This window comes from Mycobacterium sp. EPa45, from assembly GCF_001021385.1.
Taxonomy (GTDB): Bacteria; Actinomycetota; Actinomycetes; order Mycobacteriales; family Mycobacteriaceae; genus Mycobacterium.
In genome coordinates this window covers 3,088,876-3,105,433 of record NZ_CP011773.1, presented here as the reverse complement: position 1 = coordinate 3,105,433, position 16,558 = coordinate 3,088,876, and the positions used below count along the sequence as shown (strand labels likewise).

Below are 16,558 nucleotides of genomic sequence, written 5' to 3'. Positions count from 1 at the left end.
TGTCATGACGACCGCCGGGCCCGGTCGGGTACGAGGCTCATCGCCTGATCGAGGGTGATGCCCGCCGGCCAGGACACCACGTCGACGCCGATGACCATCATGTCGCGGTACATCGACGAGCGCTGCAGCGCCCACATCCGTTGCAGGATCGGCTCGTTGTCGGTGAACGGCCAGCCTTCCAGCACGTCGACCGCCACCACGGTGTGCCCCCGTTTGGACAGGTCGATCAGTGCGAGCGCGAACTCGGTGTCGAGGAGCGTCGAGAATGCGACGACGACCGCGCCCGGCGGAACCGCCGCCCGGGGCGCCAATGTGCCTGCGGTGTCCTGGTATTCGCGCCCGACCCCGAGCGCCGCGTCGAGCACCCGGTAGAACTGGCGCCGGCCGATATCGGCGCCGAGCCAGCGGGGCCGGCGGCCGCCCAGCCCGACGATGCCGGCCCGGTCCCCGTTGCGCAGTGCGGTCTGCACCACCTGCGTCGCGCCGCGCAGTGCCCGCTCGGTGACCGCGGTGGCGGGGCCCGCGGGTTGAGCGCTCATGTCGACAAGCACCACCACGTCGGCAGCCCGGTCGGTCAGCCGTTCGGTGACGTGCAAGCTACCGCGGCGGGCGCTGACCGACCAGTTCACGGCACGGAGCTGGTCGCCGGGCAGGTAGGGGCGGATGTCGGCGAACTCGACCCCCGGACCGATGTGTCGGGTCAGGTGAGTGCCGAGCCGGTCGGGCAGTTCCGTGCGTGGAATGCCGGTGGGTTGTGGGGGTGCCACCGGGAAGACGAAGAGGTCCGCGACGTCGACCGTGGCGGTGCCGGTGAGCAGGCCACCGGCCGCGTCGAGCCGCGCCAGGGTGCGCAGCGGATACCGACCCCACCGCTGCGCCTGGGCGGACACCGTGATGCGCCGTCGGTCGGCTTCGATTATCTCGGTCTGCAGACCGGGCACCATCTCGAGTTCCAGTGTTGCGCCCCTGGCACTTTCGGCCAGCTCCGCACTCAGCTCCATCGGTTCGTTCTCGAAGCAGCGAGTCATGGCCGGGTGACCGATCACCGACACCGCCGCCGGTCTACGCTGCCAACCGATCGAGGCCAGCACGCCCAGCATCGGTGCCACGAAGGCGATCAGCTGCCAGCGCGAGGCGATCACCGCCAACGCCAGCGCGACACCAGCGCAGGTCGCGATCGCCCGTGTCAGTGCCGATGCTCGCCAAGTCAATACGGCGTCAAGGGAACGGCTGTCGTCCATCACTGCCCGCGGGCCCGTGGCACCGGCAGCCGCCGCAACAGTTGCTCGACGACATCGGATCCGTGGACGCTGCGTACCCACATCTCGGGTCGCAGGCTGATCCGATGGGCGATCGCGGGCACCGCCAGCGCCTTGACGTCCTCAGGAATCACGTAGTCACGACCGGACACCAGCGCACTGGCACGGGCCAGCTGGACCAGGTCGAGTTCCGCGCGCGGGCTGGCGCCGACCGCGACCTGCGGGTGACTGCGAGTAGCGGTCGCCAGCGAGACCACGTAGTGCAGGACGTCGTCGTGCACCGAGACCTGTTCCACGGATTCCCGCATGGCCAACAGGCTTTCGGCGTCCACGACCTGCTTGATGGTCGCCTCGGCCGAGCCCCGCTCCAGGCGGCGGCGCAGCATCGAGGCCTCCTCGGCCTCGGAGAGGTACTTCAAGGCCACCTTGACGGCGAACCGATCGAGCTGAGCTTCCGGCAGCGGGTAGGTGCCCTCGTATTCGATCGGGTTGTCGGTGGCCAGCACGATAAAGGGCGCAGGCAGCCGGTGGGTCTCGCCGTCGATGCTGACCTGGCGTTCGGCCATCGCCTCGAGCAAGGCGGCCTGAGTCTTGGGTGGCGTGCGGTTGATCTCGTCAGCCATGAGGAGGTTCGTGAAGATCGGGCCGGGCCGGAATTCGAAGCGGCCCGACTGCATGTCGTAGATCGTCGACCCGAGCAGGTCGGCGGGCAGCAGGTCCGGGGTGAACTGCACGCGGGTGAAACGCAGCCCGAGGGCGGCCGCGAACGACCGTGCGATCAATGTCTTACCCATACCGGGCAGGTCTTCGATCAGCACGTGCCCACCTGCCAGCACAGTGGTCAGAATCAGGGTCAGCGCGGCGCGTTTTCCGACCACTGCCTGTTCGATCTCGTCGAGCACCGCTTCGCACTGAGCCGTCATCGCCGGGGCCGGCATCGTCATAGGTTTTCCATCCTTCGCAGGATTTCCTCGAGCGTCGCGTACCCGGGTCCGGGCTCGCGACTCCGCGCGCGCACGATGTTGTTGGGGTCCACCCAGCCCCACAGGTCATCGCCGAACACGATGCGTCCGGTCGCACGCATTGCCGCCGGATCCCGCTGGCGGGTCGCGAGCACGAACTCGCGCGCCAGCCGCGGCCGCAGATGCCGGTCCCAGTCTTCGCGGGTGGAATCCGCCCACCGAATCGTCGACTCGGTGCGGGACCGCCAGCGCCGCAACGCCTCCGCGGGATCGTCGTTGATTCCATCTGTTGCCGGATAGCGTTGTGCCGCAGCGATAGTCAGGCGTGCAGCGAGGAGGAACACCACGAGCGCAAGCCCGGCGGCCGGCAGCACCCATTGCCGTGCGCCCAGAACCAGTGCCAGTACCTCGGCCCCCGCGACCAGGACCAGGCCGCCGGCCACCAGCCGGATCACACTGGACTCCGCAGCTCGTCGAGGACCAGCCGAAGGGCGCGTTCGGCGACTTCGCGGTGTCCCTCGTTCATGACGTGAGTGGAGAATCGGGCTTCGGCGAACAGCGTCACGAGTTCGGTTGCACTCCCGGCGTGGATCGCCTCGTGTTCGACGGCACGCGCGAGTACCTCGGACGGGGTGTCGGATTCCTGCGGTGCGGCGCCGGGGGCGTCGGCGAGTGCGTGTTCCATCGCCGCGTAACACGCGATGATGGCCTCCCGCGGTTCACGGCTGAGGTCGCCGACCTCGGCCAGGCCACGCGCGGCCGCAAGGGCGAGCGAACCGGGTCCCTGCGAGGTCGGCTCCTCTGACGTGAGGTCATCTGACGGCGAGCCGGGCGCGTTCCGGCGTTCGCGCGCCCGCAGCAGGAGCGCCCCGATCAGCATCACGACCAGTAAAGCCGCGAAACTGGCGACGAGGTACCAGAAGACGGGGTCGTAGGCGCCGGGCCCGGGTGCCGGCGGGGGCGGCGCGTCGGCTTGGCCGGGTGGCCCGGTGCCGGTCGGGGCGGGGCCCGGCTGAGTCGGTGGCGGGCCGCCTTGGAACTGCGGGGGGCTCAGCTGCGCGAACAGCGCGGCCAGCAACAGCCACGCCAGGATGGCGGCGGCGATCACCGACACGAAGCGCCAGCTCTGTCGCACCCCGGCGCCGCCGCCACCGCCGGGAACCTGGGACCGCGTGGCCTGCTTGGCGCGCTGCGGGTCACGCAGCTTCGCCACGATCGACACGATGATCACCAGCAGGCAGGCCAGCACGAGTGTCAGCAGCCCGAGCAGGCTGCCGGTGCTGTCGCCCGGTTGCGCCCGCGCGGCGGGCTGCGCACCGGGCACCCTGCCGCGCAGTGCGATCCCGAGGAGCAGGACCAGCGCTATCAATGCGGCGGCCCGCATTTTCGCGTGTTTGGTCCCGGTCATCGTCAGTGCGTTCGGACCTCGAAGTCGGCGACCACTGGAGCGCGCAGCAGTTCCCGGTGCCGGCCCCGGTGCCACGGAAAAACCTCGGACAGACCGTCCTTGCCGATATACCAGCTGTTGCATCCACTGGCCCAGATCGTCCGGGGCAGAGCAGCTTTGATGTCCTCGTTGTAGGTCTTGGTGGGCGCGGCGCTGGCCACTCGGCCGGTCCGGATCTGATCGATCCTCTTGTCCGGCAGATGAACCGAATGATCCCAGCGGGCGGAGTGAAAAGCGCGTCCCGCGAAGTTGTCCCGGCCCGGGATGTCCGCGACACGCGGCACCCGCAGGAAGCCGCCGGAGTCGGTGCTCACCCGCAAGCGGCCATTCTCGTATCGGGCGGCGATGACCTCGGTGCCGAACCGGATGTATCTGCGGATGTCGCAGTGGGCCTGTTCGTGGATGACGACGGAATCGATGCCGGCCTCCTGCAGCTTCCTGGCCATACACAGGCCGGACATTCGGGCGCCGATGATTCCCACCCGCGGAGCGGCAGCCGTCGCCATGGCCCGAACATACGCCCGTACGGTGGACGGGTGAAGCGTTTGCGCGACGACGACGCCTGCCCCGGTGCCCTCCAGGTGCACCAGGCGGCCGACGGCGCGCTCGCCCGGCTGCGGTTGCCCGGGGGGATGATCGCTCCCAGGCAGCTGGAAGCGCTGGCGCACACGGCCACCGGGTTTGGCAACGGCACCCTCGAACTCACTGTGCGGGGCAATCTGCAGCTGCGCGGGGTGCGGGATGCGGCAGCTGTCGCCGATGCCGCGGCTGCCGCGGGGCTGCTGCCCTCACCCACTCACGAGCGGGTGCGCAACATCGTCGCGTCACCGCTGTCGGGCCGGCTCGGCGGGCTGGCCGACGTGCGGCCCTGGGTGGCCGAACTGGATCTCGCCATTCGGGCCGACTCGGAGTTGGCACGGCTGCCCGGCAGATTCCTGTTCGGGCTCGACGACGGCCGCGGCGACATTTCCGGACTGGGCGCCGACGCCGGGGTTCACATGCACGCCGACGGGGCGGCGCTGCTGCTGGCGGGCCGCGACACCGGGATCCGCGTGGGCCCGGACGACGTCGTGACCGCGTTGATCGCAGTGGCGCGCCGATTCGTCGAGATTCGCGGAAATGCATGGCGGATAGCTGAATTGGATGATTCGTCGCCATTGCTGGCGGATTTCTCGGCGACTGCGGTGCCTGGCGGAGAGTATCCGCCTGTAGTGCGCCCGCCGGTTGGCTGGATCACGCAGGACGACGGCCGGGTGGCGCTCGGCGCGGCGATTCCGCTGGGCGTGCTGCAAGCCCGACAGGCTGAATTCGTCGCCGCCATCGACGCGCCGGTGGTGATCACCCCGTGGCGCTCACTGCTGGTGTGTGACCTCGACGAGGGGATTGCCGACACGGCGTTGCGGGTGCTGGCGCCGATGGGGTTGGTGTTCGACGAGAACTCACCCTGGCTGGACATCAGCGCTTGCGTGGGCAGCCCCGGATGTGAGAAGTCGCTGGCCGACGTCCGCGCCGAGGCCACCCGGGTGGCACGTGAAGGCGTCGGCGACTTGGCGGGCTCCCATGTCCACTACGTCGGGTGCGAGCGGGCATGCGGCAGCCCCCCGGCGGGGCAGGTGTTCGTAGCGACGACCGATGGGTTCGGTCCCGCATCACGCTAAGTCGTAGGGTGTTGCAGTGCTCGACTACATTCGCGACGCCGCCGAGATCTATCGGCAGTCGTTCGCGACGATTCGCGCCGAAGCCGATCTGACGCCGTTTCCCGAGGACGTCGCGCGCGTGGTCGTCCGGCTGATCCACACCTGCGGCCAGGTCGACGTCGCCGAACACGTCGCGTTCACGCCCGGTGTGGTCGCCGCGACGCATGCCGCGCTGCTGGCGGGGGCACCGATCCTGTGCGACTCGTCGATGGTCGCGGCGGGAATCACGGCCGCGCGGCTGCCCGCCGGCAACGACGTGGTGTCGCTGGTGGCCGATCCGCGGGCGCCCGAGCTTGCTCAACGCAGCGGGAACACCCGCTCGGCGGCCGGGGTGGAGCTGTGGGCCGACCGGCTGGCGGGTGCCGTCGTGGCCATCGGCAACGCACCCACTGCCCTGTTCCGGCTGCTGGAGCTCATCGACGACGGCGTGCCCGGCCCGGTGTCGGTGCTCGGCGGACCGGTGGGCTTCGTCGGCTCGGCGCAGTCCAAGCAGGAGCTGATCAACCGGCCGCGCGGCATGGAGTACCTGATGGTGACCGGTCGTCGTGGTGGTAGTGCGATGGCCGCCGCCGCGGTGAATGCGATCGCGAGTGAGCGGGAATGACCGGAACTCTCTATGGCGTCGGGCTCGGCCCGGGCGATCCCGAGCTGGTGACGGTCAAGGCCGCCCGCATCATCGGTGCGGCGGACGTGGTGGCGTATCACAGCGCCCGGCACGGTCGCAGCATCGCGCGGGGCATCGCCGAGCCGTACCTGCGCCCCGGCCAGATCGAGGAGCACCTGGTCTACCCGGTGACCACCGAAAGCACCGAGCATCCCGGCGGTTACACCGGCGCGATGGAGGACTTCTATCGCGAGTCGGCCCAGCGGATCGCCGCCCATCTGGACGCGGGCCGCGACGTCGCACTGCTGGCCGAGGGCGATCCGCTGTTCTACAGCTCCTATATGCACATGCACACCCGCCTCACCGAGCGGTTCAGCGCGGTGATCATTCCCGGCGTCACGTCGGTGAGCGCTGCTTCAGCGGCCATCTCCACTCCCCTGGTGACCGGTGACGAGGTGCTTTCGGTGCTGCCGGGCACCATGCCGGTGCGCGAGCTGGCCCGCCGGCTGGCGGATGCCGACGCCGCAGTGGTGATGAAGCTGGGTCGCACGTATCCTCAAGTGCGCGAGGCGCTTTCGATAGCGGGCCGCCTCGACGAGGCGTTTTACGTCGAGCGAGCCAGCACCGACGCGCAACGCGTGCTGGCGGCCGGTGACGTCGACACCGACTCGGTGCCGTACTTCTCGCTGGTGATCCTGCCCGGCGGCGAACGGTCCAAGCCGGTGACCGGCGGGGTCACGGTGGTGGGCCTCGGACCCGGTGACGTGGAGTGGATGACGCCGCAGAGCCGTCAGGAGCTCGCGACGGCCACCGATCTGATCGGTTATGGACCGTACCTGGACCGGGTGCCCGCGCGGGCGGGGCAGCGTCGTCACCCCAGCGACAACACCGACGAGCCGGCGCGGGCGCGGCTGGCGTGTGAGCTGGCCGAGCAGGGACATGCGGTCGCGGTGGTCTCATCTGGCGACCCCGGCGTGTTCGCGATGGCCACCGCGGTGCTCGAGGAAGCCAAGCAGTGGCCGAACGTCGCGGTGCGGGTGATCCCGGCGATGACGGCAGCACAGGCCGTCGCCAGCCGGGTCGGCGCACCGTTGGGCCATGACTACGCGGTGATCTCGTTGTCCGACCGGCTCAAGCCGTGGGACATCATCGCCACCAGGCTGTCCGCCGCGGCGAAGGCCGACCTGGTGCTGGCGATCTATAACCCGGCGTCCAAGAGCCGCACCTGGCAGGTCGCCGCGATGCGCGATCTGCTGTTGGAGCACCGCGAACCAGGCACGCCGGTGGTGATCGGCCGTGATGTGTCGGGACCGCGCGAATCGGTGAAGGTGGTGCGGCTGGGTGAACTGGATCCGGCCGATGTCGACATGCGGTGCCTGCTGATCGTGGGCTCGTCGCAGACGCAGTGGTACGGCGACACCGTGTTCACGCCGCGGCGTTACCCCAGCTGACCTCTGGACGAATCCGCCTTTGCGGCAAGCTTTTTGGTAGGTCCCCCATCTCTGACCCTATCCTCAAGAATTTCTTTGGCCTCATCGACCACACGCGTCACAATCGGGCCGAATCTGTCGGGACATCGAACTACTGTTCGAATTGTGATGGAAGTGCTGGACGATGTACTGACCGCCTGGGACAAGATTGCGGCACTTCCTGCGGACGCCATGACTGCTCCCGAACTGCTGTCCGTGCTCGAACGTATAGAGCGGCTGCGCCGGTTACTGCCCGCGGTCGAGCACAGCGTCCTGACACAGCTGCAATCGCAGACCACGCCTGTCGATCTGGGCGCCAAGTCCTGGCGAGCCGTACTCACGAACCGACTCGCCATCACCGGGGCCGACGCCGCCCGACGACTGAGTGACGCCGCCGAGCTGGGACCGCGGCAATCGCTGACCGGAGAAGCTCTTCCACCGGCACTGCCCGCGACAGCGTCCGCCCAAGCGCGCGGCGAGATCGGCACCGACCATGTGGCAGTGATCCGGTCATTTATGGACCACTTGCCCGCGTCCGTCGATATCGGAACCCGCGAGCACGCAGAAGCTCAACTGGCCGGACTGGCCGGCGGGCTCAGCCCAGAAGGTCTGCGAAAACTAGCCAATCAGCTGATGGCCATGATCAACCAGGACGGCGATCTCGACGACGAACGCGACCAGGCCCGCAAGCGCGGCCTAAAGGTTGGGGCACAACAGGTCGACGGTATGAGCAAGGTGTCAGGGTGGATAGATCCCGAACTGCGGGCGGCATGGGACGCCATCCTCGCGAAACTCGCCGCCCCCGGCTACTGCAACGCAGACGACGAATCACCCTGCGTGGATGGCACTCCCAGTCGTGATCAGATCCAGAACGATTCGCGCTCGTCCGGACAGCGCGCTCACGATGCACTCAAGACGGTGTGCATGGCCATGCTCTCCTCCGGACAGCTCGGTCAGCACAACGGGCTGCCCGTCACCATCGTCGTCACCACCACCCTCGAGCAGCTGACGTCCGCCGCCGGGCTGGCCCACACCGGCGGCGGCACCTACCTGCCCATGCCGACGGTGATCCGGATGGCCGCCCGCGCCCACCCCTACCTGACCGTGTTCGAATCACCAAGAGAGATCAAGCTTTACTACGGGCGCGCGCGCCGCACCGCAAGCCCAGGTCAGCGCCTCGCGCTCTATGCGATCGACAAAGGCTGCACCAAGCCCGATTGCACGGCGTCGGCCTACCACACCCAAGTCCACCATGCGGCTCGCGACTTCGCCCATGGCGGCCGAACCGACATCAACGAGCTCACTCTGGCCTGCGGATGCGACAACCGTATGGTCAACGACGGCCCAGCCGGGTGGACCACCCGAAAGCGCAGGCAAGACAACAAGACCGCATGGATTCCGCCACCGCACCTCGACCGGGGGCAATCTCGGGTGAACTACTACCATCACCCCGAAGAACTCCTCTGCTAGAGGCCAGCAACCCAGGTCGCTGCTTCCTCTACCGTGCCCACCGCGGTCACCCCAGCCGGCAGTGGTGGCCGGTCGATCATCACGATCGCGACGCCGAGGTCCTTCGCGGCGTGAAGTTTGGCCTCGGTGAGCGCTCCCCCGCTGTTCTTGGTCACCAGCACGTCAATCTTGTTGTCCCGCAACAGCGCGAACTCGTCGTCGTAACCGTAGGGCCCGCGGGACAGCAGCACCTCGTGATTGCGGGGCAGCACGTCGGCGGCGGGCGGGGTCACCACCCGGATCAAGAACCAGGCATTGCTGTCGGTGAACGGTCTCACTCCGGAGCGGCCGGTGGTCAGGAACACCCGCGAATAGTGCTGGTCGGCAATGACTTGCGCGGCGTCGACATCGGAGCTGACCCGGATCGCACCGGCCGGATCCCAGGCCGGACGGGACAGCACCAGATACGGCATCCCCAATTCGGTGCACACCTGCGCGGCGTGTGCGGTCATGGTGGACGCGAACGGGTGCGTGGCGTCGACGACAGCATCGATGTCATCGTCGCGCAGCCATCGGCGCAGACCGTCGATCCCGCCGAATCCACCAATGCGGACCGGCCCGACCGGCAGCGCCGGATCCGGCACCCGGCCGGCCAGCGAGCTGACGATGTCGTATTCCGGGTGTAGCCGCGCGGCGAGCGCCCTCGCCTCCCCTGTGCCCCCGAGCAGCAGGATGCGCATCAGTGTCTGCTGCCGCGACTGCGGCCCGAGGAATACAGGTAGCTGTCGGTGAACCCTTCGGCGGCAAGGACATCGCCGACGATGATCACCGCGGTCTTGGTGATCTGCGCGTCGTGCATCTTCTCGGCGATGTCGGCCAGCGTGCCGCGCAGTACGGTCTCCTTCGGCCAGCTGGCGAAGGCGACGACAGCAACCGGGGTGTCGTTGCGGTAGCCACCGTCGAGCAGTTGCGGCACGATCACGTCGATCCGGTGTGCGGCCAGGTGCAACACCAGCGTCGCGCCGGGCTTGCTCAGAGTGATCAGATCTTCGCCGTCCGGCATCGCGGTAGACAGAGTGGACACCCGGCTCAGCGTCACGGTCTGCGCCACCCCGGGCACGGTGAGCTCCCGGCCGAGCGCCGCCGCGGCGGCCGCGAATGCCGGCACGCCAGGCACGATCTCGTAGGCGATGCCGAGGGCGTCGAGTCGGCGGCACTGCTCGGCGAGCGCGCTATAGATCGCGGGGTCACCGGAGTGCAGCCGCGCCACATCGAGTCCGGCGGCATCGGCGTCGGTCAGCTCGGCGATGATCTGTTCGAGGGTCAGCGGACCGGTGTCGACGACCTTCGCGTTCACGGGGCACCATGCCAACAGATCCTCGGGCATGATCGACCCGGCATAGAGGCACACCGGGCACTGTTGCAGCAGTCGCTGCCCACGCACGGTGATCAGGTCGGCGGCACCAGGCCCGGCGCCGATGAAGTAAACGGTCACGGCTTGCGCACCGCCCATTGTGTGACCGGCATAGCGGGCCGCCAGCCGGTAAAGCCGCCGACCGCCTCGCCACGATAGTGCTGGAAGCGTCGCAACCGACCACCGAGCTTCGAATAGTATTGCAGGAGAACAGCTTCAGACTCGACCGTCACCGTGTTTGCAACCAGCCGGCCACCGCTGGGCAGTCGCTGCAGGCACGCATCCAGCAGGCCGGGTGCGGTCAGGCCGCCACCGATGAAGATCGCGGCCGGCGTCTGGACGCCGGTGACGCCGCCGTCGGTCAGTTCGGCGTCGGCGAACGCCTCGGGCGCCGCGCCGCGCACTTCGATGTTCGCCCCGAACCTCAGGGCGTTCATCGCTATCCGGCTACGTCGCTGCTCGTCACGTTCGAATGCTACTGCGGTGCAATCCGATCCGGCGCGACACCATTCGACCGCTATACTTCCCGAGCCCGCGCCGACATCCCACAGCAGCTCACCGGGGCGCGGCGCCAACGCCGCCAATGTCACCGCGCGCATCGACTGTTTGGTGAGCTGCCCGTCGTGGGCCAACGCATCGTCGGGCAGCACCGACAGCAGCCGCTCGTCGGGCAGATAGCGGATGGCGACCACGTTCAAGTCGTCGACACCGTCGGGCGGTGTGGCGGCCCAGTCCTGCGCGACGCCGACGCGCCGACGTTCGGCGGGGCCGCCGAGCTGTTCCAGCACTGTCATCTGCGAGTCGCCCAGCCCCGCATCGGCGAGCACGGTCGCAAGTACGCCCGGCTCAAAACCGTCTCGGCACAGGACGATCGCCTGACCACCGCGACGGACAGCGCTGTGGACTCCCGCGGTCATCAGGCTGATCACCTCGGTGTCCTGCACTGACCAGCCGAGCCGCGCACAGGCCAGGGCGACGCTCGACACGTGCGGCAACACCCGCACGCGGTCGGCGCCGCAGACCCGGATCAGCGAGGCGCCGACACCGTGCAGCATCGGGTCTCCACTGGCCACCACGTGTACGTCACCGTCGAAGTCGCGGATCGCACACAACGCCTGCAGAAATGGCTTACCCCACTCCCGGCGCTCCGCGGTGACCGACTCGTCGAGCAGATCGAGCTGACGCTTCGCCCCGTAAATCACGGGGGCCCTGCGCAATTCGGCACTGGACGCCGGCGCCAGTCCGGCCATGCCGTCGGCGCCGATCCCGACCACAGTGATCATCGGGGCATCCTCCGCCACACGAACCTAGGCGCCATCCGAAAGGCGAACGCCAGCAGGCGAAGTGGCCCCGGCACCCACACTTCGCTGCGCCCCTTGCGCAGTGCACGAGCCGTCGCGTCGGCCACCTTCACCGGCGTGCTGGACATCGGTGCAGGATCCATCCCCTCCGTCATCCGGCCGATGACGAACCCGGGCCGCACGAGTAGCAGTCGCACCCCGGTGCCGTGCAGCGCATCGGCCAGGCCGGATGCGAAGGCGTCCAGCCCGGCCTTGGCCGAACCGTAGACGTAGTTCGCCCGGCGCCCGCGCACGCCGGCAATCGAGGAGAACACGACCAGCGCGCCCCGGTCCGCCGCACGCATCGCGGCACACAGGTGAGTCAGCAGGCTGACCTGCGCCACGTAGTCGGTCTGCACGACCGCGACGGCGTGAACCGGATCCGCTTCGGCGCGCGCCTGATCGCCCAGAATCCCGAACGCCAGTACCGCCGTGCCGATCGGGCCGTGCTCAACCACCAGCTTTTCCACCAGCGGGCCATGCGCCGACACGTCGTCAGCGTCGAATTCGACGGTGTGCACGGCCGCCGCACCCGCGGTCTGCAGCGCGCTGACCTGCTCGTCCAGCTCATCGGCACGTCGTGCGGCCAGTATCACGGTGGCCCCCGCCGCCAACCGCTTGGCGAGCTCGACGCCGATCTCGCTGCGGCCCCCGAAAATCACGACCGGACCGGCCCCCGTGTCACTCACACCTCGAGATTATTCACTGCGCTAGCGTGGACCCTGATGGCGAACTCAACGACCCGGCTGACCAGCGATGCGCTGGCATTCCTCACCGAACGCCACCTTGCGATGCTGACCACCCTGCGCGCCGATAATTCACCGCACGTGGTGGCCGTCGGCTTCACATTCGATCCGAAGACCCACATCGCCCGGGTCATCACCAGCGACGGCTCACAGAAGGCGATCAACGCCGAGCGTTCCGGCGTCGGCGTACTGTCCCAGGTCGACGGCGCCCGGTGGCTGTCGCTGGAGGGCCAGGCCAGCGTCAACCGGGACCCGGCCGCGGTCCGCGACGCCGAGCTTCGCTACGCCCAGCGCTACCGCACGCCGCGCGCCAATCCCAAACGCGTCGTCATCGAAGTGCACATCACGCGGGTGCTCGGCTCCTCGAGTCTTCTGGACCACACCAAGACCTAGACCGGCACCACGGTCAGTTCGTGCGGGCCGGTGTTGACCGCCTCCGCGCCGTCGGCCGTGACGATCACGATGTCCTCGATGCGCGCGCCCCAGCGGCCCGGGAAGTAGATGCCCGGCTCCACCGAGAACGCCATGCCTTCGGTCAGCGGCAGGTCGTTGCCTGCCACGATGTAGGGCTCCTCGTGCACCGACAGCCCGATGCCGTGCCCGGTGCGGTGGACGAAGTACTCGGCCAGCCCGGCTTCGGCGAGGACGTCGCGGGCGGCGGCGTCCACCTGCTCGGCCGTCACACCGGGGCGCACGAACTCGACGGCGGCGGCCTGCGCGCGCTGCAGCACCGCGTATTGTTCGGCGATCTCGGCGCTCGGTTCACCGAGGCTGTAGGTGCGGGTGCAGTCGGAGTTGTAGCCCGGCGCGTACGGACCACCGATGTCGACGACGACGATGTCCCCGGCCTGCAGAACCCGATCGGAGTGTTCGTGGTGCGGGTCGGCGCCGTGTGGTCCGGACCCGACGATGATGAACGCCACCTCTGAATGACCTTCGGCCACAATGGCTTCGGCGATATCACCGGCGACGTCGGCTTCGGTGCGGCCGGGCACCAGGAAATCGGGCACCCGCGCGTGCACGCGGTCGATCGCGGCGCCGGCCTTGCGCAGTGCGTCGATCTCGGCCGGGTCCTTGATCATCCGCAGCGATCGCAACACGTCGGTGGCGAGCACCGGCACCGCGCCGAGCCGTTCGGCCAACGGCAGCAGGTGCAGGGCGGGCATCGAGTCGGTCACCGCGATCCGGGCGTGCCCGCCGAGGGCGGCGGCCACCAACGCGTACGGATCGTCGCCGTCCACCCAATCCTGGACGTTCAAACCGAGTTCGAGGATCGCGGATTCCTTGAGCGAGGCCAGCTCCAGGCGCGGCACCACCACAGTCGGCGCGCCGGTCGCAGGCACCACCAATGCCGTCAGCCGCTCAAAGGTCTGGGCGGCGGAGCCGACGAGGTAGCGCAGGTCGTATCCGGGAGTGATCACCAGCCCGCTCACCCCGGCGTCGGATGCTGCGGCTGCGGCAGCGGAGAGCCGGCGGGAATAGACATCGCTGCTGAATCGGCTAGCCATGCCAGCCAGGCTAGCCGGAGGCATACGATGACGCGATGCTGCGCGACATCCGTGAGCTCGCCGACGATCCCGCGGCCTATGCCGCCGAGCTCAACCGACGCTGGGGTGGGCTGCTCAGCTACCGCTACCTCGGCCGCAGTCATTCGTCGATGGACGTCGGCGCGCAGGACACCGTGACGATCCGCCACGACATGCGCAACCCCTCCGGCGGACTGTTCCTGGCGGTGCTGGGCATCGTCTCCCCCGACAGCGGGCTGGTCTCCGACCTCGAAGCGGTGCCCAACCCGGTGATCCACTCCATCCAGGTGGTCGACCCCGGCCATGATGTGCGGCGCATCGAGATCCAGTCCGAGGACCTCAAGCGCGGCAGGCAGATGGCGTACAGCCGATCGCGAATCGTCGACGCCGACAACCCCTCTCGCGTACTCGCGCTCAACGAGGGTCAGGGTGTGAGCATCGGCGTCCCGCCCGAGGGCCTGGGAAAGATGGAGCTCAACCCGATCGAGGTGGTCGACTCCCCCGACCTGCCGCCGCTGTGGCAGGTGTTCGGCGCCACCCGACGGCCCGACGGCGCGTGGGCCATGCCGGAGCTCTCGGTTGAGGTGGCGTCCCCGGACGCCGCACTGCATGTCGGGCCGCAGTTCGTGCTGTTGGAGACGGCAGCGCTGGACGCTGCGGCTGCCGTGGTTGGAACCGACCACCTGCAGGGAATGAGTTCACACGTGATGTTTCTGGCGCGCGGCAAGGCCGGGCCGTTCCGGGCCGACACCGAGTCATTCCGCGGACCGAACGCCACGATCGCGGTACGGGTCACGCTGCATGACGAGGGCGCCGGCGACAAGGCGATCACAACCGGTTCGTACCTGTTCACGGCGGGGCGGTAGATGTCTGCACCGGTGTTGCTGCTCGACGGCGCCAGCATGTGGTTTCGGTCGTTCTTCGGCGTCCCCTCCTCGATCACGGCGCCCGACGGCAGGCAGGTCAATGCCGTGCGAGGCTTCCTGGACAGTGTCGCGACGCTGATCACCCGGGAACGCCCGTCCCGCCTGGTGGTCTGCCTGGATCTGGACTGGCGCCCGCAGTTCCGGGTCGATGCGATCCCGTCGTACAAGGCGCACCGGGTTGCCGAAGAAAAGCCAAGCGGCGAAACAGATTCCGAAGAGGTACCCGACGAGCTGAGCCACCAGGTCGACATGATCATGGAGCTGCTCGACGCATTCGGGATCGCCACCGCGGGGGCCGTGGGCTACGAGGCCGACGACGTGCTGGGAACCCTGGCCACCGCCGAAGAGCGTGATCCCGTGGTGGTTGTCAGCGGTGATCGCGACCTGCTGCAGTTGGTGGGCGACGAGCCGGTCGCCGTGCGGGTGCTCTATCTGGGCCGGGGACTGTCCAACGCGACGACGTTCGGGCCGGCCGAGGTGGCCGACAAGTACGGCGTGCCCGTGCATCGCGCGGGCACCGCCTACGCGGAACTGGCTCTACTGCGCGGTGATCCATCCGACGGCCTACCCGGCGTGCCGGGTGTCGGGGAGAAGACGGCGGCCACGCTGTTGTCGCAGTACGGTTCGCTCGAAAGCATCCTCGCGGCCGCGCACGATCCGAAATCGAAGCTGTCCAAGGCTTTTCGCAGCAAGTTGCTGGCGGCGACCGATTACATCGAGGCCGCCGGACCGGTGGTCTTGGTGGCCCGCGACGCCCCGGTGGAATTCTCTACCGACGACGACCGGCTACCGCTGGCCGCCGCCGACCCGACGCGCGTCGCCAAGCTGGCGCAGGCATACGGCGTCGGCTCGTCGATCGGCCGTCTGCAGAAAGCGCTCGACGCCCTGCCCGACTGATTATTTCGGCCGGCCGACCTCGTAGGTGCCCTTGTCGTCCTGGAACGTCACCGTCACCTGGCGCTTGGTGCCGTCGATGCTCACCTCGCAGGTGAACGTGTCACCCTTCTTGACCGTGGGGTTCTGACCGTTGTTGCACTTGACGTCCTTGACGTTCTTGGCGCCGTAGCCGTTGGTCTCGTCGGTCAGGATGTTCTGCACGCCCTGCTGAGCCTTACCGATGTCGAGCTTGGTGGTCACGAAGAAGCCGGGCTTCCAGAAGCCCAGTACCAGGACGACGGCAACGACGAGCGCGGCCAGCACTCCGATGACGGTGAACAGCACGGCCGATGACTTCTTGGCGGCATCTTCCCCGCCGAGCTGCGGGTAGGGCGCGTACTGCCCGGGCTGGTTGGGGTCACCCGGCTGCTGCGGATACTGGCCCGGCTGCTGGGGGTACTGACCGGTCTGCGGGTATTGGCCGTACTGCGGCTGGCCGTACTGCGGGTACTGCTGCGGCTGACCCGGCTGCCCGTAGGCGCCCGGGTTGTATTCGGTCGGGGGCTGGTACGGCTGCTGGGGATATTGCTGTCCCGGCTGCTGGCCGTACTGCGGGTACTGCTGCGGGGTGTAGGCGGGCGGTTGCCAAGCCGGCGGCTCGCCGGACGGCTGCTGCCAGGCCGGGGTCTCGCCGCCGCCGGGCTGCTGCTCGGAGCCGGGGGCAGGCTGATCCTGACCCTGCGCGGGCTGAGCCTGCCAGGGATTAGGTTCTGATCCCTGCGGTCCGCTCATCGTCTCTCCTTGATCTGGTAGCGATTCGCCGTCCCCACCGTAGCGTTTGCA

The 16,558-nt window shown here is 68.6% G+C and carries 18 protein-coding genes; 7 read left to right on the top strand and 11 right to left on the bottom strand.

Features of this window, described 5'->3' with window-relative positions; genetic code table 11:
* Window positions 1–2: 2 nt before the first annotated feature.
* Genes AB431_RS14775 through AB431_RS14755 form a run of 5 tightly spaced genes read right to left on the bottom strand, consistent with a single transcriptional unit; the run spans window position 3 to window position 4,174 of the window.
* Entirely contained in the window at window positions 3–1,241 is a 1,239-nt protein-coding gene (locus AB431_RS14775; protein WP_047330559.1) for a DUF58 domain-containing protein, read from the bottom strand.
* On the bottom strand, window positions 1,241–2,203 hold the full coding sequence (locus AB431_RS14770) for a MoxR family ATPase (RefSeq protein WP_047330558.1): 963 nt from the start codon (window positions 2,201–2,203) through the stop codon (window positions 1,241–1,243). The genes AB431_RS14775 and AB431_RS14770 overlap by 1 nt, the downstream gene beginning before the upstream one ends.
* A complete protein-coding gene (locus AB431_RS14765) occupies window positions 2,200–2,676 on the bottom strand; it encodes a hypothetical protein (RefSeq protein ID WP_047330557.1) in 477 nt (158 codons plus the stop codon). The genes AB431_RS14770 and AB431_RS14765 overlap by 4 nt, the downstream gene beginning before the upstream one ends.
* Entirely contained in the window at window positions 2,673–3,629 is a 957-nt protein-coding gene (locus tag AB431_RS14760; protein WP_047330556.1) for a DUF4129 domain-containing protein, read from the bottom strand. The genes AB431_RS14765 and AB431_RS14760 overlap by 4 nt, the downstream gene beginning before the upstream one ends.
* A gap of 2 nt (window positions 3,630–3,631) precedes the next feature.
* On the bottom strand, window positions 3,632–4,174 hold the full coding sequence (locus AB431_RS14755) for a hypothetical protein (protein WP_047330555.1): 543 nt from the start codon (window positions 4,172–4,174) through the stop codon (window positions 3,632–3,634).
* A 30-nt stretch (window positions 4,175–4,204) separates the two neighbouring features.
* Between AB431_RS14755 and cobG the strand changes: the two genes are divergently transcribed.
* The 4 genes from cobG (at window position 4,205) to AB431_RS14735 (ending at window position 8,908) form a co-directional block, all read left to right on the top strand.
* Complete coding sequence (cobG, locus tag AB431_RS14750) at window positions 4,205–5,326, top strand: precorrin-3B synthase (protein WP_047330554.1); 1,122 nt, start codon at window positions 4,205–4,207, stop codon at window positions 5,324–5,326.
* A 16-nt stretch (window positions 5,327–5,342) separates the two neighbouring features.
* Entirely contained in the window at window positions 5,343–5,969 is a 627-nt protein-coding gene (locus AB431_RS14745; RefSeq protein ID WP_047330553.1) for a precorrin-8X methylmutase, read from the top strand.
* Window positions 5,966–7,420 carry a precorrin-2 C(20)-methyltransferase gene (locus AB431_RS14740; RefSeq protein WP_047330552.1) on the top strand — a complete coding sequence of 485 codons (1,455 nt, stop codon included), beginning with the start codon at window positions 5,966–5,968 and terminating at the stop codon, window positions 7,418–7,420. Before AB431_RS14745 ends, AB431_RS14740 begins: the two co-directional genes overlap by 4 nt.
* A 147-nt stretch (window positions 7,421–7,567) precedes the next feature.
* The gene (locus AB431_RS14735) at window positions 7,568–8,908 is read left to right on the top strand and encodes an HNH endonuclease signature motif containing protein (RefSeq protein ID WP_047330551.1); all 1,341 of its coding nucleotides are present in this window, start codon (window positions 7,568–7,570) and stop codon (window positions 8,906–8,908) included.
* On the opposite strand, the gene AB431_RS14730 is transcribed toward AB431_RS14735, so the two are convergent.
* The 4 genes from AB431_RS14730 to AB431_RS14715 are packed head-to-tail and all read right to left on the bottom strand — an operon-like array spanning window position 8,905 to window position 12,330.
* The gene (locus AB431_RS14730) at window positions 8,905–9,627 is read right to left on the bottom strand and encodes a cobalt-precorrin-6A reductase (RefSeq protein ID WP_047330550.1); all 723 of its coding nucleotides are present in this window, start codon (window positions 9,625–9,627) and stop codon (window positions 8,905–8,907) included. The genes AB431_RS14735 and AB431_RS14730 overlap by 4 nt on opposite strands.
* Window positions 9,627–10,382, bottom strand: coding sequence for a precorrin-4 C(11)-methyltransferase (gene cobM, locus AB431_RS14725; protein WP_047333435.1), 756 nt, complete (start codon window positions 10,380–10,382; stop codon window positions 9,627–9,629). The genes AB431_RS14730 and cobM overlap by 1 nt, the downstream gene beginning before the upstream one ends.
* The gene (locus tag AB431_RS14720; RefSeq protein ID WP_047333434.1) at window positions 10,379–11,584 is read right to left on the bottom strand and encodes a bifunctional cobalt-precorrin-7 (C(5))-methyltransferase/cobalt-precorrin-6B (C(15))-methyltransferase; all 1,206 of its coding nucleotides are present in this window, start codon (window positions 11,582–11,584) and stop codon (window positions 10,379–10,381) included. Before AB431_RS14720 ends, cobM begins: the two co-directional genes overlap by 4 nt.
* Window positions 11,581–12,330 (bottom strand): SDR family NAD(P)-dependent oxidoreductase, encoded by a 750-nt coding sequence (locus AB431_RS14715; protein WP_047330549.1) that lies wholly within the window; start codon window positions 12,328–12,330, stop codon window positions 11,581–11,583. The genes AB431_RS14720 and AB431_RS14715 overlap by 4 nt, the downstream gene beginning before the upstream one ends.
* Window positions 12,331–12,366: 36 nt before the next feature.
* Between AB431_RS14715 and AB431_RS14710 the strand changes: the two genes are divergently transcribed.
* A complete protein-coding gene (locus tag AB431_RS14710) occupies window positions 12,367–12,780 on the top strand; it encodes a F420-dependent biliverdin reductase (protein WP_047330548.1) in 414 nt (137 codons plus the stop codon).
* On the opposite strand, the gene AB431_RS14705 is transcribed toward AB431_RS14710, so the two are convergent.
* On the bottom strand, window positions 12,777–13,895 hold the full coding sequence (locus tag AB431_RS14705; protein ID WP_047330547.1) for a Xaa-Pro peptidase family protein: 1,119 nt from the start codon (window positions 13,893–13,895) through the stop codon (window positions 12,777–12,779). The two genes, AB431_RS14710 and AB431_RS14705, sit on opposite strands and share 4 nt — an antisense overlap.
* Before the next feature lie 35 nt (window positions 13,896–13,930).
* Between AB431_RS14705 and AB431_RS14700 the strand changes: the two genes are divergently transcribed.
* Complete coding sequence (locus tag AB431_RS14700; RefSeq protein WP_047330546.1) at window positions 13,931–14,779, top strand: hypothetical protein; 849 nt, start codon at window positions 13,931–13,933, stop codon at window positions 14,777–14,779.
* On the top strand, window positions 14,780–15,736 hold the full coding sequence (locus tag AB431_RS14695) for a 5'-3' exonuclease (protein WP_047330545.1): 957 nt from the start codon (window positions 14,780–14,782) through the stop codon (window positions 15,734–15,736).
* Here the strand turns inward: AB431_RS14695 and AB431_RS14690 are convergent, their stop codons facing one another.
* Complete coding sequence (locus AB431_RS14690) at window positions 15,737–16,507, bottom strand: DUF4333 domain-containing protein (protein WP_047330544.1); 771 nt, start codon at window positions 16,505–16,507, stop codon at window positions 15,737–15,739. It abuts the gene before it with no gap.
* Window positions 16,508–16,558 lie beyond the last annotated feature (51 nt).